Genomic DNA, 25,951 nt, shown 5'->3' on the forward strand with positions numbered 1-25,951 from the left:
GGGGCGGCCGCGGCCGGAGTCCATGTAAGACTCCCGGGCGATGTACACCCCGTCCGATCTCGCCGACCTGCTCGAATGCGAGCACCGCAGCCTCCTCAACCAGGCGCTGGCCGCCGGCCTGCCGGGCGCGCCGCGGCCGGGGTCCGGGCCGGATCAGCTCGCGGTCACGCACGGGCGCGCGCACGAGGCCGCGACGCTGGACAAGCTGCGGGGCGAGCGGAGCGCCGTCGTCGAGATCGACGAACGCGATCCGGCCGTCGCCGCGAAGGCCACCGAAGAAGCGCTTCGGGCCGGTGCTCCGGTGATCTACCAGGCGGTCTTCCACGACGGCGAGTTCTCCGGCCGGGCCGACTTCCTGATGCGGGACGACGAAGGCCGCTACGAGGTCTACGACACGAAGCTGGCCAGGCATGCGAAGCCCGCCGCCGTCGTCCAGTTGACCGCGTACGCCGATGCCCTGCGCCGGGCGGGCTGGCCCGCCGGTCCGCAGATGCACCTGCTGCTCGGCGATCACAGCACGCGCTCGTTCCGCGTCGACGACTTCCTCCCGCTGGTGGACCGGCTCCGCGCCCGGCTGCGAAACCGGCCGCCGACCCTGCCGGTCCAGCTGTGGGCCGACGAACGACCCGCGTGCGCTGGTTGCTCCTACGCCGCGCACTGCGCGAGCGCCCGCGAAGCCGACCGCGACCTTTCGCTGGTCGCGGGGATGCGCGGCGATCAGCGGCGCAAGCTCGTCGCGGCGGGACTCGGCACCATCGACGCGCTCGCGGCCGCCGCACCGGAAGACCGACCGCGCGACATCTCGACGACGTCGTTCACCACGCTGCGCGCCCAGGCCGCGATCCAGGTCCGGCAGGACGAAACCGGGCAGATCGCCTACGAGGTCATCGATCCGGACGCGCTGGCCGAACTGCCGCCACCCGCGCCCGGCGACGTCTTTTTCGACATGGAGGGCGATCCGTACGCGCTGGCCGGCGAAGGGCTCGAATACCTCTTCGGCGCCGTGACCGCCGAGGACGGCACGAAGTTCACGCCGTTCTGGGCGCACAACCGGTCGCAGGAGAAGCGGGCCTTCGAAGAGTTCGTCGACTTCGCCACCGCGAGGCTCGCCGAGCATCCCGGCTCGCACGTCTACCACTACGCGCCGTACGAGGTCACCGCGATCAAACGGCTCGCCGCCGTGCACGGGACCCGTGAGGACGCCGTCGACCATCTGTTGCGCAGCGGCGGCCTGGTGGACTTGTATTCCGTGGTGCGCAAGGCACTCCGGGTCTCGCAGCGGTCGTACTCGATCAAGTATCTCGAACCGCTCTACATGCCCGAGGCACGTGACGGCGACGTCAAGACGGCAGTGTCGAGCATCGAGGCCTACGAGGAGTACCTGACGCTCACCGCCTCCGGCGAGACCGAGCACGCCGACGAGGTGCTGCGCGGGATCAGCGACTACAACGAATACGACTGCGTCTCCACGCTGCGGTTGTTCGAGTTCCTCCACAAGATCCGCGTGGACGAAGGGATCGCGCTCGCCGAGCCGCCCGAAGAGTCCGATGTGGACGCTCTGCTCCGCCAGACCGAAGAGGACGTCGCGGCCCAGAAACGCGCCGAACGCGCGGCGCAGCTGGCCGCGCTGGTCGATCCGCTGCTGGACGGGCTGCCCGACGATCCGGCCGAGTTCACCGGCGAGGATCGCGCCCGCGCGCTGCTGGCCGCGTCGGTCGGCTATCACCGCCGCGAGACGAATCCGGCGTGGTGGGAGTACTTCCGCCAGCTGGCCGCCCCGCTCGGTGATCTGGAGACCGACAACTCCTGCACCGTCCCGATCTCGTTGGAAGCCGGGGAATGGGTCCCGCCGTCGGGCCGGGTCCGCAAGGCGAAGCGCTCACTCGTGCTCCGCTGCGACCCGGACCGCCCACATCCCTTCGCGCCCGGCGACGACGTCCGTCTGCGCTACGGCGCGGCCGCGCGCGACGCCAAGGTCGTCTCGGCCACCGCCGTCGAACTGACCCTCGAAGAAGGCTGCGCGCCCGACGAGACCACCGCCGACCGGCCGGTCGCGGTGCTGCCCGGGAGCCCGGTCCGCCCCTCCCCCAAGGACGACGCCGTCGCGGACCTCGCCCGCCTCGTCGTCGACGGCCTGCCGGCGCTGCCCGCGCATCCCGGCGTCGATCTGCTCCGGCGCACGACACCCCGCCTTCGCGACGACAAGACCCTGCCCGAACCGGGGGCCGACCTGGTGACCACGGTGATCGAGGCCGTCGAGGCGCTCGACGGCTCCACGCTGGCCGTCCAAGGCCCGCCGGGCGCGGGCAAGACCTATCTGGCGGGCAGGCTGATCGCGAAACTCGTGCGCGCGGGCAAGACGATCGCCGTCACCTCGACCAGTCACAAGGCCGTGGAGAACGTACTGTCCGCCGCGCTGAAGAACGCGCCGGATCTGCCGTGCGCGAAACGCGCCAAGCGCACCCCGGATCCGGCCGCGCCGTGGGAGCAGCCGAAGACCAACCCCGCGCTGGTGAAATGGCGTGAGGAGCACGACACCGGTCATCTGGTCGGCGGCACCGCCTGGACGTTCGCGAACGCCGCGATCCGGGAAGAGCCCTTCGACCTGCTGATCATCGACGAGGCGGGCCAGTTCGCCCTCGCCGACGCGCTCGCGGTGTCGATGTGCGCCAAGAATCTCCTGCTGCTGGGCGATCCGCAGCAGCTGCCGCAGGTCGTACAGGGCACGCATCCCGCCGGCGCCGAGGCCTCCGCGCTCGGGCACCTGATCGGCGAGGCGGACATCATCCCGGCCGAACTCGGGTACTTCCTCGACGAGACCCGGCGGATGCATCCGGCCGTCTGCGCGCCGGTGTCACGGCTGTCCTACGCGGGCCGTCTGCACTCGCATCCGTCGGCGGCCGAGCGGGCGATCGACGGCGTCGAAGCGGGCCTGTACCTGGCCGAGGTCGACCACCACGGCAACACGACGCGGTCGGTCGAGGAGGCGGAGGCGGTGACCGCCCTCGTCGCCGAACTCCACGGCCGCGCCTGGACCGACCACGGCGAGCGCCGGCCGCTCGGCGACGAGGACATCCTGGTCGTGGCGCCGTACAACCTGCAGGCCAGGGTCGTCGCCCGCGCGCTGGACGAGGCCGGGCATCCCGGTGTGCGGGTGGGCACGGTGGACCGGTTCCAAGGCCAGGAGGCGCCGGTGGTGATCACCACGATGACCTCGTCCTCGGCGGTCGATCTGCCGCGTGGCCTGGACTTCCTGCTCTCCCGGAACCGGCTCAACGTGGCGCTTTCGCGGGCGCAGGCGCTCGCGGTCATGGTCTGCTCGCCGCGGCTGGTCGAGGCCGACATCCGCACGGTCGACCAGATGCGGCTGGTTTCGGGCATGCTCGGGTTGATGACCGAAGCCGTGCCGTGGCACGCAGGACGGAGTGGACGATGACCGAGAAAGACCCGGACAAGGAGATCCTCGACGCCGAGATCGTCGAAGAGTCCCCGACAGCCCCTGTCGAGGTCCCGGAGCCGGATTACAGCGAAGGCGGCGTGCCGTCGTTCGACCACGTGCGGGACCGGATCGAGCAGCGCTACACGACCTCGCTGGGCTCGACCGAACTCGCGGGCCTCGGCGGCAAGGAAGACGTCGCTTCGCTGGACAAGAAGATCGCCGACCGCGACAAGGCCGCGAAGGACAAGCTGGCCGAGATCCGCCGCGCGATGCGGGAGCAGTGACCGTGATCAAGCACCGCACTCGCGTGATCAAAGACGGATCTCGCGTGATTGAAGGCGTAACTCACGTGATTGGAAGGCGAACTCGGTGTGCTGCGTCCGATCACGCGAGTTACGCCTTCAATCACATGAGTTCGCCGTCTGATCACGCGAGTTGCGCCTTAACAATCCCAATGCGGTGAACCGGCTTTCACCGCGAGGGCCCGCGCCTTCCGGTAGTGCCCGGCGGCGGCTTCCGACCGACCGAGAGCCGTGGCCAGGTCACCGAGATAATGAGCGACCGGGCGGAGGGTGAGCATCCCGCTCCCGGCACCGGCGATCTCGTCCTCGGCGGGCAGCAGGTCGGCGTACAGGCGTTCCATCGCCGGCCGGTCGCCGACTTCGATCGCGACCACGGCGTGCAGACAGGTGCGGGCCTCGAACAGCAGGTCCCGGGGCGAATCCGGGATCGGGAGGGTGGGACGGCACCAGCTTTCGTAGGCACCGTAGCTCTCCTCCAGCGCTTGCGGAGGCAGGCCGCGCTGGAGCCGGTCGCAGAACAGGGCGAGCGCGAGGATCCCGTTGTCCACTCCGGACATGGCCGTTCCGGCGAGCCCCGCCGCCGCGGCACGATAGGCCGCTTCCCCGCCGGGGCCGGTCATCGCGGTCCGCATCGCGCGATACCACCGGGTGAACACGCCGACGAGCGGCAGCCCGTACTTCTCGCCGAGTTCGTCGGCCGACGCGGCGTGCCGGTCCGCGGTGGCGAACTCCGCGAGCGCGCTCTTCGCCTGCAGGAGCACGAGATGTCCGAGCACCTCGAACGTCACCAGCCCGTGCCGTGAGGCGAGATCGACCAGTTCGGCGCCGATCGCGGCCCGCTCGGGGGCGAGCCCCGCGCGGTCGAAGGACTGCAGGAACCGGGCGTTGAGCGCGAACGCGAGCAGCGCCGGGTCTTCGAGCTCGCGGGCGAGTGCCTCGGCTTCCCTGGCCGCCTCGCGAGCCCGCCGTCCGCCCGTGTTGCGCAGTTCGACGGCGAGGGTGGCCAGCAGGCGGCACCGCTCGGCCCGCCGATCCCGCGGTAGCGCTGCGAGGGTCCGCTCGACGGCGCCCGCGATCCGGGAGGCGAGCTCCCTGTCGTCGCTTTCGGTCCAGCTGGCGGGGACGTCGAAGGCGCCGATCGTCCGTGCGGTCAGCAGCGGATCGTCCAGCTTTTCCGCCAGTTCCAACGCTTCGGCCCGATTCCGCCGGGACCGGCCGAGGCCACCGGCGACGGCCGAAGCACGGGCCAGGCCCATGATCAGTTCCAGTCGCCTCTCCGGGTCGGAACCGCCGGATCGGTCGTACGCGGCGAGCGCCGCCTCCCAGAGCCGTGCCGCTTCCGTTGGGGCGAAACGACTTTCGGCGCGTTCCGCGGCCGCCCGCGCGTACCGTGCGGCCCGGTCGCCATGCTCCTCCGACAGCAGGAAATGGTGTGCCAGCGCGTCGACGTCGTCCGGGCGAAGACGTTCCAGCGCCTGGCCGATCCCGCCGTGCTCGCGGGCCCGTCGCGAACGGGAGAGGTCGTGGTAGAGCGTGTCGCGGACGAGCGCGTGCGCGAACCGGAACCGGTTCGGCGCCCGCTCGGTCAGGATTCCTTGCCTGGCCGCGACTTCCACCGCGTCGAGCGCGGTTTCCCCCGCCAGCGCCTCGAGTACGTCCAGATCGACGTCCGTACCGAGCACCGCCGCGCGCCGGACCACACGGCGGACCTCGTCCGGTAACGCGTCCACCCGGTGCCGGACGACGTCGCGGACTCCCGGCGGCACCGCGGCCAAGGCGGCGGGCCCCTCGTCGGCCAGCAGCCGGGCGAGTTCACGGACGAAGAACGCGTTCCCGCCGCTGCGCCGATGGAGCGCCACGGCGGTCTCCGGCTCGATGTCCTCCCCGGTCGTGGCCCTGACAAGCGCGGCGATCTCGGTTTCGGGCAGCCCGCCGAGATAGATCCGCGCCGGCTCGTGACGAGCGGCCCGGCCGAGGAAATCCGTCAACCGGGCGGGCGGGTCGGTGCCGCGATAGGTCGCGACGATCAGCACCGGCTCGCTCAGCACCGAGGCCAGCAGCGCCAGCGTCTCCTCGCCCGCCCAGTGCAGGTCGTCGAGGACGAGCAGCAAGGGGGCGGCGCCGGACAGGTAGGAGGCGACCGCCCGGTGCCATCGCCAGCGCGCGGCGAGGGGATCTTCGGCCGCCGGCTCCGCGGTCGGTGGCGCTCCGTACCCGGCGTCGGCGAGGGTGGCGAGGATCCGGGTCCAGGCGTAGGCGGGCGGCGAGCCCTCGTCGTCGGGGTTACTTCCCCAGGCCGTGGTCCAGCCTCGCGCGGCGAGACGGGCGGAGAACGCCTCGGCGAGCGCGGTCTTCCCCACCCCCGCCTCACCCGACACGAGCACCAGCCGCGACGCCGACGAGGCCTCTTCGAGCCTGGCCAACTCCGCGTCGCGCCCGATCAGCGGCCGCTCGGGGATCCCGGGCACGGACGGCTCCAGCCGGGGCGCTTGCGCGAGGATGTCGGCTTCCAGGTCCCGCAGCCCCGCGCCGGGATCGATGCCGAGTTCGTCGGCGAGCCGTTCTCGCGTCGCGCGCAACACCGACAGGGCGTCGCCTTGCCGTCCGGAGCGGTAGAGCGCCAGTGCCAGCAGTCGGGAACCGTTCTCCCGCAAGGGGAACTCGCGTACCCGTGGCTCCAGCTCGGGGACCACCTCAGCGGCCCGGCCGAGTGCGAGAAGGGCTTCGGCACGGAGTTCGCCCGCCAGCAACCGGAGTTCGGTCAGCCGGGAGACCTCGCCGAGCGCCCAGCCTTCCCCGGCGAATTCGGCGTACGCGGGGCCGCGCCACAGCGCGAGCGCGGTGTCCACTTGCGACAGTGCCGCGTCCGCCCGGCGGGCGTCGAGGAGCTCACGGGCCGTGGCGACGGCGGCCTCGAAATCCCACGCGTCGACGGAATCCGCGCGCAGGGCGTAGCCGCGGGCGACCGTGACGAGCAGCCGCGCGGGCTCACGGGGCGCGCGATCCGGTTCCAGCGCGCGGCGCAGGGCACCGACGAAGGTCTGGACCGCGCCGACCGCGCCGTCGGGCGGGCGTTCCCACAGGTCGTCGACCAGGCGTTCCACCGGCACGACCCGGCCGCGGGCGATCAGCAGCCTGGCCAGCACCGCGCGGTGCCGAGGGCCCTTGAGCCCGACTTCGCCTCGCCCGTCCTCGGCCACGAGCGGGCCGAGCACCCCGAACCGCATCGTCACCTCCTTCACCGACGGTGATCATCGTGCCCTGGCCGCTCGGTCGTCGCTGACCGGGTGCTGATCCGGGCCGGGAACGCTGGCGGTCATCACGGAACGACCAGGAAGGTACCCATGCGCATCACCGGATTCGACTACCAGCGCGTCCCCGTGGCGGACGGCGTGGCACTCGACGTCGCCGTCGCCGGGACGGGCAGCCCGATCGTGCTCCTGCACGGCTTCCCCCAGACCCATCTCATGTGGCGGCACGTCGCGGCGGATCTGGCGGCCGACCACACCGTCCTCTGCCCTGACCTGCGAGGATACGGCGAAAGCGACAAGCCGGCCGACACCGGCGAGACCTACTCGAAGCGGTCGATGGCGGCCGACGTCGTCGCCGTCGCGAAGGCCTTCGGCCACGACCGGTTCGCCCTCGCCGGGCACGACCGGGGCGCGCTCGTGGCCATCCGGGCCGGGCTCGACCACCCGGACAAGGTGAGCCATCTCGCGATCCTCGACGTGCTGCCGACGCTGGACATGTGGGACGTGCTGCACGGCGCCGGCGCCGCGGTCGGCTTCCACCTCTACCTGATGGCCCAGCCGCCCGGACTGCCGGAACAGCTGATCGCGGGCGCGCCGGACGCGTTCTTCGGTCACTTCCTCGACGCGTGGACGCGCGACGGCGACGCGATCCCCGCCGACGTCCGCGCGGCGTACCTCGAAGCGTCACGGAACGCGGTGCCCTCGATCGTCGCCGACTACCGCGCGTCGGCGGGCATCGACGTCGAGCACGACGCGGCGGACCGCGCGGCGGGCAACCGGCTCACCATGCCGCTCACCGTGCTCCAGCAGGACTGGGGCGCCGTGCTCGGCTACGACGCCGCCGCGCTCTGGCGGGCGTGGGCGACGGACCTGGACCACCGGACCGTCACGTCGGGTCACTTCATGGCCGAGGAGTCGCCGTCGGAGGTGGCGAAGGCGCTTCGCGACCTGTTGACACGCTAGGCCTGGGGCGGGTCCCTTGAAACGCCGTGGCGCTTGCCAGGCCCGCCCCGTATCGTCGCCGCGTGACCAGGCTCTTTCCGGTGGTGGAATCCTTGCCGCCCGGCTATTCGTCGTTCGATCTGTGGCCGTTCCGCGGCCACGACGGCGAGTGGATCCCCCTGCGCCGTGAGATGTCCTCCGACGACGTCGGGGCGGTCGTGCTCTCGCTGCTCGGGCACAGCACGAGCGGCGAGCTCGCCCGCCCCGACCTCGGGACCGCGTTCGACGAGCTGGCGCGGCTCGAGACCCTCTTCCTCCCCGGGGGTCTGCTGCTCGAAGCCGAGGGAATCGCCGTGACTCCAGGCTGCTGCTGTGACCTGACCGACTGGCCGGACTGGCACGGGATGCCGGACGGGAACGTGCCCGACCTCGGTCACGGACCGGGGACGGTGGTCGAGTTCGACGGCGACATCATCCGGTTCTGGCCGGACGTGGACGACGAGGACTGGGAGACCCCCGAAGGACGACGGCTGGAGATCCGGCGTCAGGATCTCCCCGGCCTTCTCCAGGGCGTGCACCGAGATCTCGCCGGTTTTCTCGAAGCGCTCCGCCGATGGGTGCGAAACCTCGAGCCGTCCCACGCGGATCAGGTGGTCGCCGCCGTAAGTGGCTACCTGCGCGTCGGAGCGAGCCCATCGGCTTGAGCCGAACGGCCCAACCCGCGCCCCCACAGGCGGCAATCGACCGCCATTCGGGTTTGGCCGCCACTCGGACGGGTATCGCGAGGCGGCATACCGAACGAGGGGCCGCGCCATGAAACCGACCACCGAACGCGCGCACACCGTCGCGCGCGATCTCCTTTCGCTCACCAGATCGGGTGAAGCCGACCGGCTCGCCTCCGCACTGGTCTCCATCGCCACCTCCAGCCGGCGAAAACCGGCGCTCGACGACGTCGTGGGCCGGCTGGTCGACACGTTCTCCTTGGCGGCCAAGGATCGTCGCCGTTCGCTGCGGATCGGTGAACCGTTCACCCTGCGTCTTCGGGATCACGCGGGCATGACGGTCCGGCCCGACCGCCTCGAGCCGGGAGTGGCCGCGATCGTCCGGGCCATCGCCGCCAGCGTCCGCGACGACCGGGACACCTGCGCCGACCAGATCGGGCAAGCCTGTGAGAACGCCGATCTCGATCAGCGGATCCGGGTGCTCGCGCACTGCGTGGTCTGGACGACGGATCTTCTCAGCACCGATACCACCGCCTATCCCCCGGTGTTGTCCTGCCTCAAGGCCCCGGAAGGTAACAGTCCACAATAGACATTGCGCGGTTCGGATGACTTCCGGACCGTCGTATGGACATCCCCTGCACGGAACGGCAAGCTGGACAACCGCGCACGAAGTCCCAGCCCCCGATGACGGGCGCACCTTGGCGGCCAGTTCCCCCGAACCAGGAGTGCAGACTTGGACGAGGTAGCGCCCTCGACGGTACCCGCGGACTCCCGTGCCGCCGCCACGGCGGGACGGCTGCCCAACCCGGACAGCAGGTTGGTCCGGGCGGCCGTGGCCGGTGACCCGGACGCGCTCCGGGACCTGACCCGTTTCCTTTCCCCGCACGTGTTCCGCTACTGCGCGAGCAGGCTCGGAAGCGCCGGAACGGGTGCTTGCGACGCACAGGACTGCGCGCAGGAGGTGTTGCAGGCGGTGCTGATCGCCTTGCCCCGCTACCGGTACCGCCCGGACCGGTTCCTCGCTTTCGTCCTCGGGATCGCCGGGCACAAGGTGGCCGACCTGCACCGGCGCCGTTCCCGTGAACCGGTCTCCTGCGTGCCCGAGATCGGCGACGGACTGACGGCATGGGCGCGCCGCGACCCGGACGAGATCGAACGGCTGGAACACCGGTTGCAGGCCGGGGTCCTGCTGGCGCGGCTCCCGATGCCGCACCGGCAGGTGCTCGCGCTGCGGTTCGTCTTCGGGCTGTCGGCCGAGGAGACGGCGGAACGGCTCGGCCTGCCGAGCGCGGGAGCGGTCCGCGCGGCCCAGTTCCGGGCGCTCGCCCGGTTGCGGGTCCTGCTCACCGAGCGGAACATCCGGCACGCGAGCGATGTCCCGATCATCGGACAGGTCGCGGAACCGGAGCTCGTCCCGGTATAGAACAGTCCACTTCGGACGATCGGCTTCTTGTACGGGCCTTGTACGGCGATCCTCCATCCTGGCTCCCTATTCGGGGAAACCACGGGAGGACACAGATGAAGATCCGATCGAGGATCGCCAGAGGCATGGTGGGCGCGGCGGGCACGATCGCGCTGGCCGGGGCGATCATGCTCGGCGGCGCGGGCCAGGCGCTCGCGGCGACGGGCACGGTGAACACCGATTCCGGGGCGGCGGTGACCGTGCGGTCGAGCCCGAGCACCAGCGCGAGTTCGGTCGGCACCGTCGCGAGCGGCACCGCCGTCACCATCGACTGCCAGACGAACGGCTCGACGGTGACCGGCAAGTACGGCACCACCGACATCTGGGACTACGTGCCGTCGAAGGGCGGCTACATCAGCGACGCCTACGTCTACACCGGTTCGGACGGCCGGGTCGCCCCGGACTGCGCCGGCAGCACCCTCTCCTGCTCCACCGCCGGCACCGGCAACCCGCGGACCTGCGCCGAAGCCATCGCGTGGGCGAAGGCGCACGTGCACACCCACAACGACCCCGACTACTACCGCTGGTGCGACCGGATCAACGCGTGGGCCTACGGCTGGAACGCGAGCGGTTCGGAGACGGCCTACGTCCACTGGACCCAGATCCCGGGTTCGTTCAAGCACCCCGGTGACACCCAGGTTCCCGCGGGCGGGCTCGCCTTCTTCAGCAACGGCGGTACCGGGCACGCGATGTTCTCCATCGGCGGCGGCAAGTTCCTGTCGAACGACATCCACGGCCCCGGCAGCTTCACCGAGACCACGATCGCGGAGATCAAGAACACCTGGGGCTACACCTATCTCGGCTGGTCGCAGCCGTGGTTCAAGATCAACCACTGACCGCGCGAGTGGCCTCGAAACGCTGCCGGACGAAGGGGTCCTCGTCCGGCAGCGTTTCCTCCGCCCGCCAGGAGAAACTCGTGGCGGTCAGCTCGGAGAAGATCCACCGGCGCCGGACGCCGCCGGTGTCCGCCTCGATCTCGAAGCCGTCCTCCGTCGGCTTGCCGAGGAACGGGATCACCCAGCCGTTGCCGGGGCCGAGCCAGGTCGACCGGAACGCGTCGATTTTCTCGTCGTAGAAGCGCAGGCTCATCCCCCACTCCCCGTCCACGCCGCCGGTCCTGCTCGCCCTGGCCGGGCTGATCCACACGTCGGCCAGCGCACGGCCGTCCAGCGCCCAGCCGAAATGCCATTCGCCGTCGACGGTCCGGACACTCCCGTCCTCGGCGTGGTTGTGCACCACCAGGTCCCAGCTGCCGATCAGCGGCTCGAACAAGCTGAGCCGGGCGGCGAGCTCGGGGCGTGGCCCCGCGGCGGTGAACACGGCGGCGATCCGTTCGGTGACGTCCATGCGGCCAGAATGAGCACTTTGACAGTATGCTGTCAACCATGAGCGAGCTCGTCCACGACTACCGGTTGCTGATCGCCGACGTCTATGAACTGGCCGGGGTGAGCCGCCGGATCAGCGAACGGGAAGCCGCCGGAGAGGGCACCACGGTCGCCCGCTGGCACGTGCTGAGCACGGTGTCCGAAGAACCGCTGGCCGTCCCCGCCATCGCGCGACGGCTCGGCCAGGTCCGCCAAGCCGTCCAGCGCGTCGTGGACGACCTCACCGAGGCCGGCGAACTGTGCGCGCGGCCCAATCCCGCTCATCGGCGCTCGGCCTTGTACGCCATCACCCCCGAGGGCGAGCGACTGCTGCAACGACTGTGGGACGCGAGCGAAACCCGGCGCCGGGACATGCTCGACGACAGCGGTGTCACCCCCGATGAGCTGCGGCGGGCCCGCGAAACCCTGCGCAGGTTGTCAACCGCGCTCAGCTCGTGAAACCGCCCTTTCGTCGCATCGTGATAAAAAGCGGCCGCACCATCGGGTTAGAGTTGACGGATGGGCACCGAGGCTCTCGCTACTCCCGCACCCCGGGAGCAGCGTGTGCTCATGCAGGCGATGCTCACCCGGCTGCCCGAGTTCAGTGATCGCCTCGCCCAGCTGCTCAGCGACGAGGACGAGTTCTACCACCAGGTGGACAGCACCGCGCCGGACGAGTTGCGCAAGGTCTGCCGGGCGAATCTCGAGCGGGCGCTGACGGCGCTCGTCGAAGGGCGGGGGCTGCCGCTCGACGCGGCCCGCAAGACCGGGCTGGCCCAGGCCAGGCAGGGTATCCCGCTGCCGTCCGTGCTCCGCGCGTTCCGGATCGGCGGGATCTTCGTCTACGAGCGCCTGCTGGAGCTGGCCGGCCCCGGCTTCATCAACCCCGCGCGCACGGTGGAGATCAACTCCAACGTGTGGAAGACCATCGACCTCTACTCCGACGCGCTGACCACCGCGTACAGCGAGGTCGCCGCAGAACTCTCCCAGGAGAAGCTCGCCCTGCTCGACGGTCTGCTGCAGGGCCGGTTCGCCACCCAGCCGGAGCTCGAGAACGCCGCGAAGGAACTAGACCTGCCGGCCGCGGGCACGTTCGTCGCCGTCGTGACCGAAGCCGTCGAGCCGGAGGAACGGCCCGGCGTCGAAGCGCTGCTGCGGGCGCGGCGCTGGAAGTCGGCCTGGCGGCCGGGCGCCGAGGTCGGCCTGGTGGTGATCGATCGCGTCGAGGACGTCCGGCGGCTGCGCGACCTGCTGGGCACCCTGCCCCTGGCGGCGGGGATGAGCAGGCCGTTCAACGGATTCCTCGAAGTGCCGGACGCGGTCCACCGGGCCCGGATCGCCCGCCGCTCGCTGGCCGCGGGCGCCGCCGGTGTCGCCGTGTTCGGCGACTCGCCGGTCACCACGCTGGTCGCGAGCGCGCCGGAGATGTCGCGGGACGTGCTGCGTTCGGTGCTGGCCGGGCTGCTGGTGCTGCCCCAAGCCGAGCGGCAGGTCCTGCTCGACACCCTGATCGCGTGGTTCGCCGGGCACGGCTCGGCCAAGGAGGCCGCGGACCGGCTGATCGTCCACCCGAACACGGTCCGCTACCGGCTGCGCCGGGTGCAGGAACTGACCCGGCGCGACCTGTCCGACCCGGCCGACGTCGGCGAACTCTACGTCGCACTGGAAGCGGTCCGGCTGACGGAGGCTTAGCCTCTTCTCTCCGGCGCCATGTCGGCGTCGATGATCCTCGCGAGGTCCAGCAGCGTGTGCCCGAGACCGGGCCGCGCGGTGAGCCGCACCGCGAGTGTCCGGCCGCGCGCGGTCGTGGCGACCGGCAGGGTCACTTCGGGATTCGCGGATCTCGTCCACTGTGGACGGCGTCCGGCCGCGGACAGGACGATGTCGGGATGCGGCGACCGCCGACCGGGGCGCCACCGTGACCTCCTGGCGTCGAGATCACGGATCACGTTGCCGTGCAACGAAAGCAGCGCGGCGACGTCGGCGACGGCGTCGCGGAGCTCGATGTCGGTGATGGAATCCGAGTAGGCGCCGATGTCCAGCGCGCGACGATCGTTCGGGTCCTGCGGCACAGAGTTCCTTTCCACGCACCGGAAGTCGTCCGATGGTGGTCCCCATCACGTTGTTCCGGGGAACAAACATGTTTGGCGGACTGCGCCGAATGGGGGCGCCCGTACCACCTTCCGGTCGCACGGCGTGCCTGTGACCGTCGGTCACACCTTTGACGCCGACCGGCGCGCGGGCCAGTATCTGGCGACTGATTACCGATGGGTAATGTGTCTCACCAGGAGGACCGTTGCGTCGAGCGTTGAGCCTGATCTTCTTGGCACTAGGGGTGTTCGCCGTCGCCGGCGCGGTGCTGCTGCCGACCTACGTGAAACCCCAACTCGCCAAGGTGCCGCTGAACCAGGAATCGACATCGGTCCTCGAAGGCACCGCGTCGAAGGTGCTCGCGGTGAAGACGGTGGACGGCAAGACCGTCACGGAGATCCGTGACGACGCCAAGCTGAAGGCGACCGCCCGCGTGGTGGCGAACTTCGCGCCGCCGGAGATGCAGGAAGGCACGGACGTCGCCGTGTGGCTGATGGCCGTGTCGGTGGTCGACACCAGCGACCAGACCGTCGTCAGCGCGAGCAAGCGCCAGGTCTGCTTCGACCGCCGCACCGCGGAAGGCTACGTGCCGCCGGGCGGCGGCCAGGAGTCGAAGTGCTCCGACAACAGCAGCTTCGTCACCAAGCTCAAGGAGAAGCCCGCGAAGGAGGGCGAGAAGCCCGAAGAGGTCCAGGAGTACAAGCCGCAGCCCGGCCTGAACTTCAAGTTCCCCTTCGACACCGAGCAGAAGGACTACCAGGTCTACGACGACAACACCGGCCGCGCGGTCCAGGCCCGGTTCAAGGGCGTCGAAGAGATCAAGGGCGTCGAGGTCTACAAGTTCGTCCAGGAGATCCCCGACACGAAGATCTCGATGAAGAAGGTGCCGGGCTCCCTCATCGGCGCCACCGGCGATTCCGTCGAAGCGGGGCAGTTCTACCAGGGCACCATCACGAGCTGGATCGAGCCGGTGACGGGCATCCAGGTCAAGCAGGAACAGCAGTCGCATCAGGAACTGCGGTCGGCCGCCAACCCCACCCCCACGGTGGTCTTCGACGGCAAGCTGGCCTTCACCGACGCCACCGTCGACGCGATGGTCAAGCAGGTCGACGAGAACAAGGGCAAGCTCGACTTCATCGGGAGCACCGGGCCGATCGTGCTCGGGGTCGCCGGCGCGGTCTTCCTCGCCCTCGGGGTCTTCCTTCTCGCGAAGCGCCGCCCCGCCCCCTCACGTCACTGACGCTTGCGCAGCACCATCACCAGATTCCACGACGCGACCTCCCGGACGCCCGGGACACGCGCGATCCATTGGGCCCAGGAGGGGTGGTAGCGCGGGTAGACCTCCTGGAGATCGGCGAGCGGCGCGGCCTTCCCCCACCGGACGGCCGCGCCCGCCGAAAAGGCGAAAAGGCTCTCGCCGAATTTGTTCTTCGGCTCCTTCCCGTTCTTTTCGGCATAACGCCGCCGGGCGTAGTGGCCACCGAGGAAATGCCACGGTGCCGTCTCATGCCCGCCCCACGGTGAATACCACGGCGTGAACGAGGCGAAAATCGTTCCGCCGGGTTTGGTCACCCGGCACATCTCGGTCAGCATGACCTCGGGTTCGGAAACGTGTTCGAGGACGTTCGACGAATAGCAGACATCGACGGACGCGGTGCGGACGGGCAGTTTCGTCCCGCTGCCGCGCACCATGTTCTCCCCGGCCTCGCCCCGTGCCGTCAGCTCGCCGACATCGGGATCTATGCCCAGATACGTGGCTCCCGCGGCACGGAACGCGTCGGAGAAATAGCCGGGGCCACCACCGACGTCGACGACGGTTCGGCCGTTCAACGGAGTGTGCTGCGCCAATTGCCGGACCGAGTCCTCGGCGAGCACCGAGTAGAAACCGTCCGGATCCGTCTGCTCGGTGAGAAAAGCCCGGAACAACGTCACCGATCTGCGCAAGGTGGCGCGATGAGGCATCGTCACTGGGGTCACCGACCGATTACCGACCATCGAACCATCGCTTTCCGAGAATGATTCATCTACCGTGTACGCACCGGTAACCTAGCATTGTCGCTAACAGGTTGGGAGAACCACGATGGAAAGGCCACGTGTGCTGCTCGTCAACTGGCGCGACACCGGGCATCCGGAGGGCGGCGGCTCCGAGCGGTACGTCGAGCGGATGGCCGAAGGGCTCGCCAAGGCCGGATACCGGGTCGAGATCCAGTGCGCGGCGTACCCGGGCGCGAACGCCGGGGAATGGCGTGACGGCGTCCGCTATCGCCGTCGTGGCAACAAATTCGGCGTGTACCCGCACGCGCTCCGGGCGATCCGGAAGGCGCACGCCGACCTCGTCGTGGACGTGCAGAACGGGATGCCGTTCTTCGCCAGGCTCGTCGCGGGCTGTCCGGTCCTCGTGCTGGTGCACCACGTCCACAAGGAACAGTGGATCAGCGCACTGGGCGAGGCACTGGGCCGCATCGGCTGGTGGATCGAGTCGCGGCTGGCGCCGTGGCTGTTCCGCCACTGCCGCTACGTCACGGTTTCCGAGATCACCAAGGGCGAACTGGCGGGCCTCGGTATCGAGGGCTCGCGGATCACCGTGGTGCCCAACGGATTGGACACTCCCCCGCGTGGCAAGGCCGTACGGGAGACCGAACCGACGCTGGTCGCGGTCAGCAGGCTGGTGCCGCACAAGCGGATCGAGCACGCGATCGACGTCGTCGCCGAACTGTCCCGGCGCTGGCCGACACTGAAGCTGGAGGTCGTGGGCCAGGGTCCGTGGGAAGAGGTCTTGCGCAAGCACGCCCGCGACAGGGGCGTCGAAGACCGGGTGCGGCTGCACGGCTGGGTGGACGAGGACGAGAAACACGAGATCCTGGAACGGTCCTGGCTGCACCTGTGCCCGTCGGTCAAGGAGGGCTGGGGCATCGTCATCATGGAGGCCGCCGCGCACGGCGTGCCCTCGGTGGCCTACCGGGCGGCCGGCGGGGTCGCCGAGTCCATTGTGGAGGGCAAGACCGGACTGCTGGCCGACGACTTCGCCGATTTCACCGCGCAGGTCGACGGGCTGCTCGCCGACCGGGTGCGGCGGACCGAAATGGGCCGGGCCGGGGTCACGTGGGCCGGTCTGTTCGACTGGGAGCACAGCGTGAACCGCTTCGAGTCACTCGTGCGCGACGTGGCCGGGGTGGCCATTCCCCAACCGAGGGTCCTGACGCCGCAGGGCTTCGACGATCCCGTCGGCCAGGTCGGCCGTGGCGGCGTCGTCGAAGTCCTTGCGGCGTGCGCGCACGGTGACGGTGCTCGTCTCGCCGACGGTCACCGCGCCGAACGCCACGCCTGAGCGGCCGCTGGCGGCGGGATAGAACGCGATCGAGGTGACCGCGTCCGCCGCCGAAACGACGCCGAGGTTGGAAACCAGATAGGTCGAACCGAGTCTGCCCGCCAGCAGCCGGGTGCCCAGCCGGGCGATCCGGCTGCTGCGGGCGGGGAAATCGGGCTCCGGCGGCTGCGTGGCCAGCAGCGCGCCGACTTCGGCGACCGCGGGCCTCCTGCCGAGCCGCAACCGGAAGAACGCGCTGTCGTGCACGGGTTCCGGGGCGGCTCCGCCTCGCCACGACGCGCCGACCGCGGCCACCACCCGTGTGGTTTCCTCGCCGTGCCGGGCATTCCACGTCTCGGTCAGGTCGGCGGCGGCCGCGGCGAAGGCGGAGGACCCGAACCGTGAGCGCGGGAGGATCCTGGCGCTGAACACGTCCCCAGGGCCGCTTTCGGCTCGTTCCGGGGTGATTCTCGCCGGAGGCGCGAAAAGTGCTTCAGCGAGCCGCTGGAAGGCCGAGACGAGAAAGGACCGGTCCGCCGTACGGGCGCCGATTCCCTTGGCGGCGGACGAAATCGGGACGTCGAGGGCCAGCCCGAGGACGGCGAGCAGGCCGAGACCGTCGAGCGCGCCGTGGTGCGCGGCGATGAGCACGACCGGTTCGTCGGTGCCGACGGCGACCCGGAGCAGCGGGGCGCCGCGTTCGTACGCCGCCTCGGCGAACCGATCGCGGACCGCCGGAAGTTCTTCGCTCCGAACGGCTTCGACGTCCGGAGCGGCGCCGAGCCACGGCCGTTCCCCGACCGCGACCGCCAGCCGCATCCGCGCCTTTTCCGGCGTCAGGGCCGAAGACAGCCTCGCTTCCAGGAGGATGCTCCAGGAAACGGTGGGGTCGCCGTAGAGCCCGACGACCCGGCCGGCGTGGTCGGAAGCGAGCTCGGACACCGGCTCAGCGGTTGCCGTAAATGACGTGCTCGGGGCTCGAGTTCGGGTTGAACTGCTCCTTGATCTTCGCCTGCACCTGGGGGGCGGCGTCCGGATCGGCGGTGTTCGTCAGCGCGTAACTCCCGCCCGCGGCCGTTGCGAGCCCGATGATGACGGCGGCGGCCGCGCCGATGAGGGTGCCCAAGACCTACTCCTTCCGCGACAGGGAATTCCTGCGTCGGCTCAATGTACGCACCGGTAACTTGAGGCACAACAGTGCGGCCGCGATCGACCCCAGCGCTACTCCGTTTGCCAGCACCACGGGCGCCGATGATCGCGTCCCGGTCACGGCGGGCTCACCGGGAGTGCGGTAAAGCGTGAGCCAGTCACCGGACCACACCGGTTCCGCGCCGGTCAGCAACCGCGGATCGACCCGCCCCGGTGTTCCGTGTTCGACGAGGATCCAGCCGATTCCCGCCGCGGACAGGTCTTCCGGCGACTTCGCCGCGCGGACACGGTCCATTCTGGAATCCTCGCCGGAGATCTCCTCGCCGCCGACCCGCAGCGTGTCGTCGGCGAGCACCGTCTCCGGGAGTGCTCGTGGCGCCGGATCCAGCTGGGTCCGGTGGTCGTTCCAGGCGAAACTCCGGAAGGTGGACAGCGGCAGCGCGACGACGTCGCCGGGCCGGTCGTCTTCGGCGAGCACCCGGTGGACGGCGTTCCAGTCGTCCGGGTAGCGCACCGCTTCGAGCCTTCCCCAGCCGCCCCAGGCGAGATCGGGCATGGTGAGCAAAGGAAAGAGCGCGGCGGCCGCGACGAGCGTCCCACGCGCCGCCCCGGTCCGCAGGCGCGCGGCGGCGGCCTCGACCGCGAGCGCGAACCCGAGCGCGACCGGAAGCGCCCACCAGGCCACCCATTTCTGCGCGTCCCGCAGCAGGCCCGCGCCGGGCACGTGTGCCATCGCCCAGGACAGCACGGGCTCGCCGAACGGCAGGGTCGCCAGCGCGGCGAGCACGACACCGAGAACTCCCAGCACCAGCAACGCTCTCGCCGGCGGTGTTCCCCACTTCCGCGCCAGCGGGCGGAGCCCGGCCAAGGCCACGGCGACCGTGACGAGGATCAGCACCGGCGCCATCGGCGCGCCCCGGCTGCCCGGGACGACATCGCCGTTCCAGATCCCGCCGAGCCCGAGCACGCTCAGGATGGCCGAGCCCCAGCTTTCCGCGCGGGCGCTGAACGCGGCCACCCCGGCGGGATCGGACAGCGTTCCGCCTTCGTGCAGCAACGTCGGGACGAGCCACGGGAGGTTGAGCACGACGGCGAGACCGAGGGTGTGGCCCAGTTTTCGCGGTCCGGCCAGGGCGATCGCGGTGAGCGCGGCCAGCACCCCGCCGGGTGGGGTGAGCATCGCGGGCGCACAGGCGAGGATGAGCCGCGCGAGCGCCCTCGGTTCGTTCCGGCGCAACGAAAGCGCGGCGCGCACGATCCACGGGAGGCAGGCGTAGGTGAGCAGGAGCGGCCAGTGCCCGATGAACAACCGCTCCGCGAAGTAGGCCGTCCACGCGTAACCGGTGCCGGCGACGATCCGCGTACCGAGTTGCTCCGTCGGGACCAGCCGCGCTGCGCCGTATGCCGCCACGAACAGTGAAAGCAGCAGAATGGTTTTCTGGACGATGTCGCCGGGAACGACGGCGGTCGCGAGCGCGATCACGGCGTCGGCGGGGACCGATCGCGGCAGCGCGGAGCCGAGCCCGACCGCGTCCGGGATCAGCGACTGACGCTGGGCGAACACCATGTCGTAGCTCAAGACGAACCCGCGTCCGAGCACGGGCAGGAAGACCAGCAGCGCCAGCCCCGCCGACACCGCGGCGAGGACGAGACGTTCGCGCCGTGCGTCCAAGTGCCCTTCCCTTTCCGCCTCGTTCGCGGTTATGGTCGCCGAGATTACTCGCCGGTAATGGGAGCTCTGTTGAGCGTAGACGTCGAGGTCGACCAGACCAGGACCGACAAGCGTGTCGCGGCGGTCCTCGTCTCGCTCGCGCTGGCCGCGAACAACGCCGGCGCCTACGCGCTGAGCATCGTCGCCGCCCGGCTGCTCGCGCCGAGCGCGTTCGGCGAGCTGAGTTCGCTGCTGGCGGTTCTGGTGATCGGCGTCGTGCCCGCGATGGGGTTGCAGACCGTGGTCGCGCTGAGGGTGGCCCGCAAACCACAAGACAGCGGGACACTGCTCGCGCTCGGCCTCACGACGAGCGCCATCGTCGCGACCATCGGGCTGATCCTGGCGCCGGTGCTGGTCTTCGTGCTGCACCTGGACTCGGTGGTGCCCGCGCTGCTGCTCGCCGTCACACTCGGGCCGCTGACGTTGCTCGGCCTCTTCCACGGCCTGTTGCAGGGCGCTGGCCGGTTCGCGCGGCTGGCCGGGCTCATGGCGCTCGAAGGCGCCGGGAAGGTCGGCGGCTCGCTGCTCGGCCTGCTGATCGGCGGCGATGCCACCGGCGCCCTGGCAGGCACCGCGATCGGCTCGTACCTGGTGATCTTCTGCGGCTGGGTCCTCTGTGGACGGCCGCGGCCCCGCAAGGCGGGCTGGCACGCGGGCGAGGTCCTGCACGCGGCTCAAGCGATGCTGGCGCTGGTCCTGCTGGTGAATCTCGACCTCGTACTGGCGCGACACACCCTCCCCGCCGGGGAAGCAGGTGAATACGCGCTCGGCGCGATCGTCACGAAGATCGCCTACTGGCTCCCCCAAGCCGTCGGTGTCCTGGTGCTGCCCCGTTTCGCGAACGGCGCCGACCGGCGCCGCATCCTGCCCGCCGCCCTGGCCGTCTGCGCCGCCCTGGACGCCTTCGTGCTGGTGGTTTCTTTTGCTTTCGGGTCGCGCCTGCTCTCGTTCATCGGCGGCTCCGGCTACGCCGCCAGCACCATGCCGGTCTGGCCGTTCGCCCTCGCCGGCTCGATGCTCGCGCTGGTGCAGATCCTGCTGTTCTCGCGCCTCGCCGCCGGTGACCGGTGGGTGACCTTGCTGATGTGGACGACCGTGGTGGTGGAGACGGTGCTGGTGACGACTTGGCTGCACTCTTCGGCCGCTCAGGTGGTGACCGTCGCTGCTTGCTGTGCCGGGGCTCTCGCTTTGTCCGGAGCCTTGCTGGAGGTGCGGTCGCGACGGCGGTGAGGGACCGTGTGGATTTTGGGACGTCAGATGTCCAGAAACCCACACAGTCACGCGTGAAAGGTCCGGTCACGACGCCAAGCCGCCGGGTTCTGTCGTTGATCGGCTCCAAGCTGTTCGAGTGCGTAGAGGAGATTGGGCACACCACCCCTTGATCACCAACGGCCCGAAAGTGATCACGGCGAAACAGCTCGAAGCCATCGGCATGCCGCGCCGGACGATCTCGCGTAGGTGCGAGCCCGGCGGGCAGTGGCGAATGCTGCTGCCCGGCGTCGTGCTGCTCCAGAACGGCGAGGCCACCGACGAGCACAAGATCCACGCCGCGCTCCTGCATTCCGGCTCCGACTCGATCCTGACCGGCGTACGCGCGTTGGAGCGCTACGGGCTGCGCAACCTCCCGCACACCGACGAGGTCCACGTGCTCATTCCCGCGAACCGCTCGGTCTCGAACTGCGGGTTCGTCCACATCGAACGGTCCCGACGTCTCCCGAATCCCAGGCCTCGGTCCGGAGTCCCGACGGCTCCAGTACACCGAGCCGTGGTCGACGCGGCGCGAAGGACACCGCACAAGGACGCGATCACGGCGATGATGGCCGAGTCCGTCCAGCGAGGTTTCTGCCTGCCGCGGTCCCTCGCCGACGAACTCGACGCGGGCCGCCGGACGGGTAAGGCACTCTTGCGAGGCGCGCTTCTCCCGATCCTGGGCGGCGCCCGATCGGTCGCCGAAGCCGATGCCTGGCGTCTCTGGCAGCGGTCGAAGCTGCCCGAGTGCCGCTGGAACGTCAAGATCTTCGGCGCGGACGGCACCTACATCGCACAGCCCGACGGCTGGTGCGACGAACTGGGCTTCGCCTGGGAAATCGATTCCCTCGAGCATCACGCGGGAGACACCGGCTTTCGCGACACTCTCGCCCGCAACGCCCGCTATGCCGCGGCCGGGATCATCGTTGTCCAGACGCTGCCCTCACGACTGCGTTCGGAGCCCGGCAAAGTCCTAGCCGAGCTCCGAGCAGCGCTGGACAGCGCTCGCCTATGACCGCGGCCCGACGTCCGGCTCGGCTGAGCGGCCCGCGAACCAAGGCACACACATCGCCACCATCGCCGCCGCAGCCAGCAGCAGCGAAGCCTGCGTCACCGGCCCATAGGCCCACTCCTGCCCGTGCCCCAGCAGCCGCCCCACCACCGCGACGAGCGTGCCCACGACCATCCCGCCGAAAGCGAGGTACCGCGGCGCGCGTTCGCTGAACTGGCGGGCCAGCAGGACGGCGATCAGCAGCACGATCGGCAGCATCCCGCCCAGTACGGCCAGCAGTCCGATCAGGACCACCGGCACCACCGGCCCGGAACCGGCTTCCACCGAAATACGACGACGGCGGACCGGCCACAGCGCCCCGATCAGCACCAGCAGGATCGCGACCGCCCCGATCAGCAGGCCCGAGCGGTACTTCCAGTCCGGCGTGAACTCCAGTCGCACGACACCGCCGGAGCCCGCGGGCAGGATCCACGCCTGCTGCCAGCCGTCGACGCGCGTCTTCACCAGCGGGGTTCCGTTCAGCGAGGCGGTCCAGCCCGCGTTCGCGTTCTCCGGAACGGCCAAAATGGACTCGTCGCCGCCCGCCACGGTGACCGATCGGGACGTCGCGTCCCACGAGTCCACGGTGACGGCGCGATGCGCGGCGGGCGAAACGGACCGGCCTGCCGGTTTGAGCCAGAGGTCTTGGACCACGAAGGACTCGGAACGGTCGGTCCGCAGTTCGTGCCCGCCGGCAGCCAGGTCCACGCCGCCCGCCGAATCGGGGCACGCGGACAACGTCAGCGGCCGGTGCGCGACGAAGTCGGCGAGCGTGCCGCGCACGGAGGTGTCGTAGTCGAAGCCGTCCAGGCGGACGTTCGGGCCCGATCCGCAGGGCAGGGTGAATTCCGCGGCAGGAGCGGGAAGTTCCGCACCGGTCAGGGAAAGGCTCCCGATTCCGAGCGAATGCCGGATCCGCTGGTCGTCGTCGAGGCCGGCGAACGCGATCTTCAGCTGCGAGGTCTCCAACGGCGGGAAAGTCGCCGCGCCGGAGGCGTCGAGTTCGACGGAACGGCTCGACGTCGGCGTCGTCAGTTCCAACCGCGTGGGGGCACGCGAGCCGGCGGCGACGCGGATTCCGGAGATCGTCTGCGGTTTCGCCCAGTCCAGGGTCATCGTCGGCCGCAGATCCGTGACGTCGGGCTGCCAGGCGGTCGCGGGATTCCCGTCCACCGCGGCGAACGCGCTCGCCGACGGATCCCCGCCCAGTTGCGATGTCGCCGAAACCCGCAAACCCGGCAGTTCCACCGGGACCCGGCCACCGCCCGCGGGCAGCACGGTGCCGCCGAATTCGTACGCGCTCTGCGACGTCGTCGAGAACAGCCGCCGGATCCCGTTCGGCTCCTCCCCGTCACGGCCCGCGTTGGCGTCACAGCGGCCGGGCACGCACGCGTACCTCGGCTGCGGCCCGCGGGTGAACGCGAACCCCGGAGGCGTTCCCGCGCCGAGATCGGCGGGGACTTCCAGCGCGCGTTGCGGTTCCACGCCGGGGATCTTCAGATCCGAGATCCCGACGTTCCCGTCCTGCCTGCCGACCACGAGCGACAGCAACGTGATCCGCACCTTGCGCGTCACCCCTTCCGGCACCGGATAGGTGTGCGCCCCCGCGCCCCGGACGACCTGGTGATCGACGGAACCGTTGTCCGTCGTGATCCGGATCCTCGTCGGCGGCCAGCCGACGCGGATGTCGTCGACCATCGCGAGATCGACCGAGTTCACCAGCCTCGGGGTGTCGAGTTCGACTTCGAGCCACTCCCCGATCGGCCCGGTGAAGCTCGACGAATGCCAGGCGGTACGCGGATCCCCGTCGAGCGCGGCGAACGGCTGATGGCTCGGATCCGAGCCGCCGAAGGCGTCCGCGAACGACGCCGCCGTCGACGCGGTGACCGAGCGGATCCCCCGGTACGCGGCCACGGTCTGGTGCTGCTCACCAGGAAACGGCAGGACGTCCAGCGCGGCTCGTTGCTGGCGCGGGGATTCCCCGGCGGTCAGCGTCTGGCTCAGGTTGTCCCGCACCCCGCCGACGTTGCGTTCGGCGCGGCGCAGCCCGTCGGTGACCAGCCTCGGCCCCGTCGGCGAACCGCCGTCCCCGGTCAGCACCGTCGGTGTACCCGGGTCGAGCTGGCCGGAGTTCATCAGCGGCAACAGGTTCTCCGGGCCGCCGCTCACCGTCGGGACGTCCTTCGTGGACGTCGCGGTGACGAGCGGCACCGGGCGTTTCACCTCGAAGACCTCCAGCGGCCCGAACTGGGCCGACTTCTCGATCCCCGGCGATCCCGCCAGCCCGGCGCGCAACGTCGTGAAGTCGGGCGCGCCGACCTTGGCGCGGTCGACGTCGCCGCGCAGCAGCAGGAACCGGTAGCCCGACCGCGCGAGCAGCGCGGCGAGCCCGGGATCCCCTCTGCCGTCGGCCAAGGCCGCGTCGACCGAGTCCATCAGGCGGGTGTTGCCCTCCGAGCCCAACGGGACCTGATTGCGCACCGCCCACGGGCTGTCCGCGATGGCCTGTGCCGGTTCGTCCACCGTGCGGCCCCAGTCGTACTCGCCGAACCCGGTCGCGGGCAGCAGCAGCGTGCGCGCCGTCGCTTCGGTCTTGGCGACGTAGCCCATCGCGTCGTACCAATATCCCGGTACCTCGTCCCAGCCCGGCCCCGGCCGCAGCGTCAGCAGCCACACCGGCGCGGCCATCGCCACGACCAGCAGAGCGCCCAGCGCCGGCCGCAGATGGCGGCGTAGTGCCGGCGCGGCGCTGGTGATGCCGTGGACGAACGCCAGCATCAACGGCAGCCGCAGCACCGGTTCGAACTTGTGCACGTTCCGCAGCGGCGCGAGCGGGCCGTCGAGCAGATGCCGCACGGGTTCCGCCAGCGGGCTGTCGAGCGTCCCGACGTAGCCGACGGTCAGCAGTGTCAACCCGGTCAGCACGCCGAGCACCAGGAACCGCCGTTCGGGCAGCCCACGCCGCGCGAGACCGAACAGCCCGACCGCGGCCACCAGCCCGGTCGCCGTCATGAGCACCGGATTGTCGATCAGCGCCCAGCCCGAAGGCCACCATGGCGTGCCCTGCACCACGTAGGCGACCCACTGGTTGGTGCCGCGCAGCACCTCGAACAGCGACATCGGCGCGGTGGTGTTCGTCGCGGATTCGATGTAGTCGAGGAACGGCAGGCTGTACTGGCCGAGCAGCACCAGCGGCAGGAACCACCACAGCACCACGCCGACGACGAAGACGAACCACCAGATCACCAGCGCGACATGCGTGCTCCGCCATTTCCTGGTCAGCAGCCACAATCCCGGGAGCACGAGCGCCATCACGACCATCGCGCCGTTGATCCCGCCCATGCACAGCACGGCGAGCGCGGACAGCCCGGCGGCACGGCGCGGCGAGCCGATGCGATCGGCGAGGATCAACGGCAGCAGCACCCACGGCAGCAGGACGGCGGGCAGCATTTCCGAGGACAGCGAACCGATTTCGGTGACCATCCTCGGCGCGAGGGCGTAACCCACTGCTCCGATCAGCCGAGTCCGTTCGTTCCCTATTTTCAGCGCGCGGGCCACGAGCAGGGCGCCGCCGAACGCGACCGAGAGCAGGATCGCGCACCACAGCCGCTGCGCGATCCACACCGGGATGCCGACGGCTTGGCACGCCGCGAAGAACGGCCCCATCGGGAACAGGTAGCCGTACGCCTGGTTCTGCAACTCCCCCGCCGTCGCCTGGGGATTCCACAGGTGCAGCGCCCGGCCGAGGAAGGCCAGCGGATCCACGGCGAGGTCGAGTTTCGTGTCGAAGGTCGTCCTGCCGGGACGCTGCACAAAGGACAGCACGGTGAGTGCGAGCACGATCCACGTGCTCGGCCTCTTCACGAGCGCGCCGGGGGTTACCATCCGGTAGATACTAGGCGGAAACGTGGC

The 25,951-nt window shown here is 70.3% G+C and carries 20 protein-coding genes; 13 read left to right on the top strand and 7 right to left on the bottom strand.

Annotated elements, in window-relative coordinates; translation table 11 throughout:
* Nucleotides 1-40: 40 nt before the first annotated feature.
* A complete protein-coding gene (locus AORI_RS65800) occupies nt 41-3,436 on the top strand; it encodes a TM0106 family RecB-like putative nuclease (protein ID WP_016335296.1) in 3,396 nt (1,131 codons plus the stop codon).
* The gene (locus tag AORI_RS65805) at nt 3,433-3,723 is read left to right on the top strand and encodes a hypothetical protein (RefSeq protein WP_016335297.1); all 291 of its coding nucleotides are present in this window, start codon (nt 3,433-3,435) and stop codon (nt 3,721-3,723) included. The genes AORI_RS65800 and AORI_RS65805 overlap by 4 nt, the downstream gene beginning before the upstream one ends.
* Before the next feature lie 158 nt (nt 3,724-3,881).
* Here AORI_RS65805 and AORI_RS65810 read toward each other — a convergent pair whose 3' ends face one another.
* Nucleotides 3,882-6,968: an ATP-binding protein gene (locus tag AORI_RS65810; RefSeq protein WP_043848963.1), complete on the bottom strand. Its 3,087-nt coding sequence runs from the start codon at nt 6,966-6,968 to the stop codon at nt 3,882-3,884.
* Between the two features lie 117 nt (nt 6,969-7,085).
* On the opposite strand from AORI_RS65810, the gene AORI_RS65815 reads away from it, so the two are divergent.
* From AORI_RS65815 to AORI_RS65835, 5 genes are all read left to right on the top strand, one after another.
* Nucleotides 7,086-7,955, top strand: a complete 870-nt coding sequence (locus AORI_RS65815; protein WP_016335299.1) for an alpha/beta fold hydrolase — start codon at nt 7,086-7,088, stop codon at nt 7,953-7,955.
* 62 nt (nt 7,956-8,017) lie between these two features.
* A complete protein-coding gene (locus tag AORI_RS82505) occupies nt 8,018-8,638 on the top strand; it encodes a hypothetical protein (protein WP_016335300.1) in 621 nt (206 codons plus the stop codon).
* Between the two features lie 109 nt (nt 8,639-8,747).
* A complete protein-coding gene (locus AORI_RS65825) occupies nt 8,748-9,245 on the top strand; it encodes a hypothetical protein (RefSeq protein WP_016335301.1) in 498 nt (165 codons plus the stop codon).
* Between the two features lie 144 nt (nt 9,246-9,389).
* Entirely contained in the window at nt 9,390-10,079 is a 690-nt protein-coding gene (locus AORI_RS65830; protein WP_016335302.1) for a sigma-70 family RNA polymerase sigma factor, read from the top strand.
* A gap of 95 nt (nt 10,080-10,174) precedes the next feature.
* The gene (locus tag AORI_RS65835; RefSeq protein ID WP_016335303.1) at nt 10,175-10,954 is read left to right on the top strand and encodes an SH3 domain-containing protein; all 780 of its coding nucleotides are present in this window, start codon (nt 10,175-10,177) and stop codon (nt 10,952-10,954) included.
* Here the strand turns inward: AORI_RS65835 and AORI_RS65840 are convergent.
* Nucleotides 10,944-11,465 (bottom strand): hypothetical protein, encoded by a 522-nt coding sequence (locus tag AORI_RS65840; protein WP_016335304.1) that lies wholly within the window; start codon nt 11,463-11,465, stop codon nt 10,944-10,946. The genes AORI_RS65835 and AORI_RS65840 overlap by 11 nt on opposite strands.
* 38 nt (nt 11,466-11,503) lie before the next feature.
* Here AORI_RS65840 and AORI_RS65845 point away from each other — a divergent pair, with 38 nt between their 5' ends.
* Complete coding sequence (locus AORI_RS65845) at nt 11,504-11,941, top strand: MarR family winged helix-turn-helix transcriptional regulator (protein WP_043848211.1); 438 nt, start codon at nt 11,504-11,506, stop codon at nt 11,939-11,941.
* A 60-nt stretch (nt 11,942-12,001) separates the two neighbouring features.
* Nucleotides 12,002-13,174, top strand: a complete 1,173-nt coding sequence (locus tag AORI_RS65850; RefSeq protein ID WP_043848212.1) for a PucR family transcriptional regulator — start codon at nt 12,002-12,004, stop codon at nt 13,172-13,174.
* Here the strand turns inward: AORI_RS65850 and AORI_RS65855 are convergent.
* Nucleotides 13,171-13,554 carry a hypothetical protein gene (locus AORI_RS65855; protein WP_016335307.1) on the bottom strand — a complete coding sequence of 128 codons (384 nt, stop codon included), beginning with the start codon at nt 13,552-13,554 and terminating at the stop codon, nt 13,171-13,173. The two genes, AORI_RS65850 and AORI_RS65855, sit on opposite strands and share 4 nt — an antisense overlap.
* Nucleotides 13,555-13,778: 224 nt before the next feature.
* Here AORI_RS65855 and pgfA point away from each other — a divergent pair, with 224 nt between their 5' ends.
* A complete protein-coding gene (gene pgfA, locus AORI_RS65860) occupies nt 13,779-14,813 on the top strand; it encodes a cell envelope lipid trafficking protein PgfA (protein ID WP_043848213.1) in 1,035 nt (344 codons plus the stop codon).
* Here pgfA and AORI_RS65865 read toward each other — a convergent pair.
* On the bottom strand, nt 14,807-15,505 hold the full coding sequence (locus AORI_RS65865) for a methyltransferase domain-containing protein (protein WP_043848214.1): 699 nt from the start codon (nt 15,503-15,505) through the stop codon (nt 14,807-14,809). The genes pgfA and AORI_RS65865 overlap by 7 nt on opposite strands.
* Before the next feature lie 163 nt (nt 15,506-15,668).
* Here AORI_RS65865 and AORI_RS65870 point away from each other — a divergent pair, with 163 nt between their 5' ends.
* A complete protein-coding gene (locus AORI_RS65870) occupies nt 15,669-16,901 on the top strand; it encodes a glycosyltransferase family 4 protein (protein ID WP_016335310.1) in 1,233 nt (410 codons plus the stop codon).
* A gap of 925 nt (nt 16,902-17,826) precedes the next feature.
* Here the strand turns inward: AORI_RS65870 and AORI_RS65880 are convergent.
* Both AORI_RS65880 and AORI_RS65885 read right to left on the bottom strand, forming a co-directional pair.
* Entirely contained in the window at nt 17,827-18,006 is a 180-nt protein-coding gene (locus tag AORI_RS65880) for a hypothetical protein (RefSeq protein ID WP_016335312.1), read from the bottom strand.
* Between the two features lie 3 nt (nt 18,007-18,009).
* On the bottom strand, nt 18,010-19,701 hold the full coding sequence (locus AORI_RS65885) for an MmpA family trehalose lipid delivery protein (protein ID WP_016335313.1): 1,692 nt from the start codon (nt 19,699-19,701) through the stop codon (nt 18,010-18,012).
* 69 nt (nt 19,702-19,770) lie between these two features.
* Between AORI_RS65885 and AORI_RS65890 the strand changes: the two genes are divergently transcribed.
* Nucleotides 19,771-20,970, top strand: coding sequence for a lipopolysaccharide biosynthesis protein (locus AORI_RS65890; RefSeq protein WP_043848965.1), 1,200 nt, complete (start codon nt 19,771-19,773; stop codon nt 20,968-20,970).
* A 118-nt stretch (nt 20,971-21,088) separates the two neighbouring features.
* On the top strand, nt 21,089-22,003 hold the full coding sequence (locus tag AORI_RS65895) for a hypothetical protein (protein ID WP_228688178.1): 915 nt from the start codon (nt 21,089-21,091) through the stop codon (nt 22,001-22,003).
* Here the strand turns inward: AORI_RS65895 and AORI_RS65900 are convergent.
* Nucleotides 21,998-25,924 carry an alpha-(1->3)-arabinofuranosyltransferase gene (locus tag AORI_RS65900; RefSeq protein WP_016335316.1) on the bottom strand — a complete coding sequence of 1,309 codons (3,927 nt, stop codon included), beginning with the start codon at nt 25,922-25,924 and terminating at the stop codon, nt 21,998-22,000. The two genes, AORI_RS65895 and AORI_RS65900, sit on opposite strands and share 6 nt — an antisense overlap.
* Between the last annotated feature and the right edge of the window lie 27 nt (nt 25,925-25,951).

It is taken from the genome of Amycolatopsis keratiniphila, from assembly GCF_000400635.2.
GTDB lineage: Bacteria > Actinomycetota > Actinomycetes > Mycobacteriales > Pseudonocardiaceae > Amycolatopsis > Amycolatopsis keratiniphila.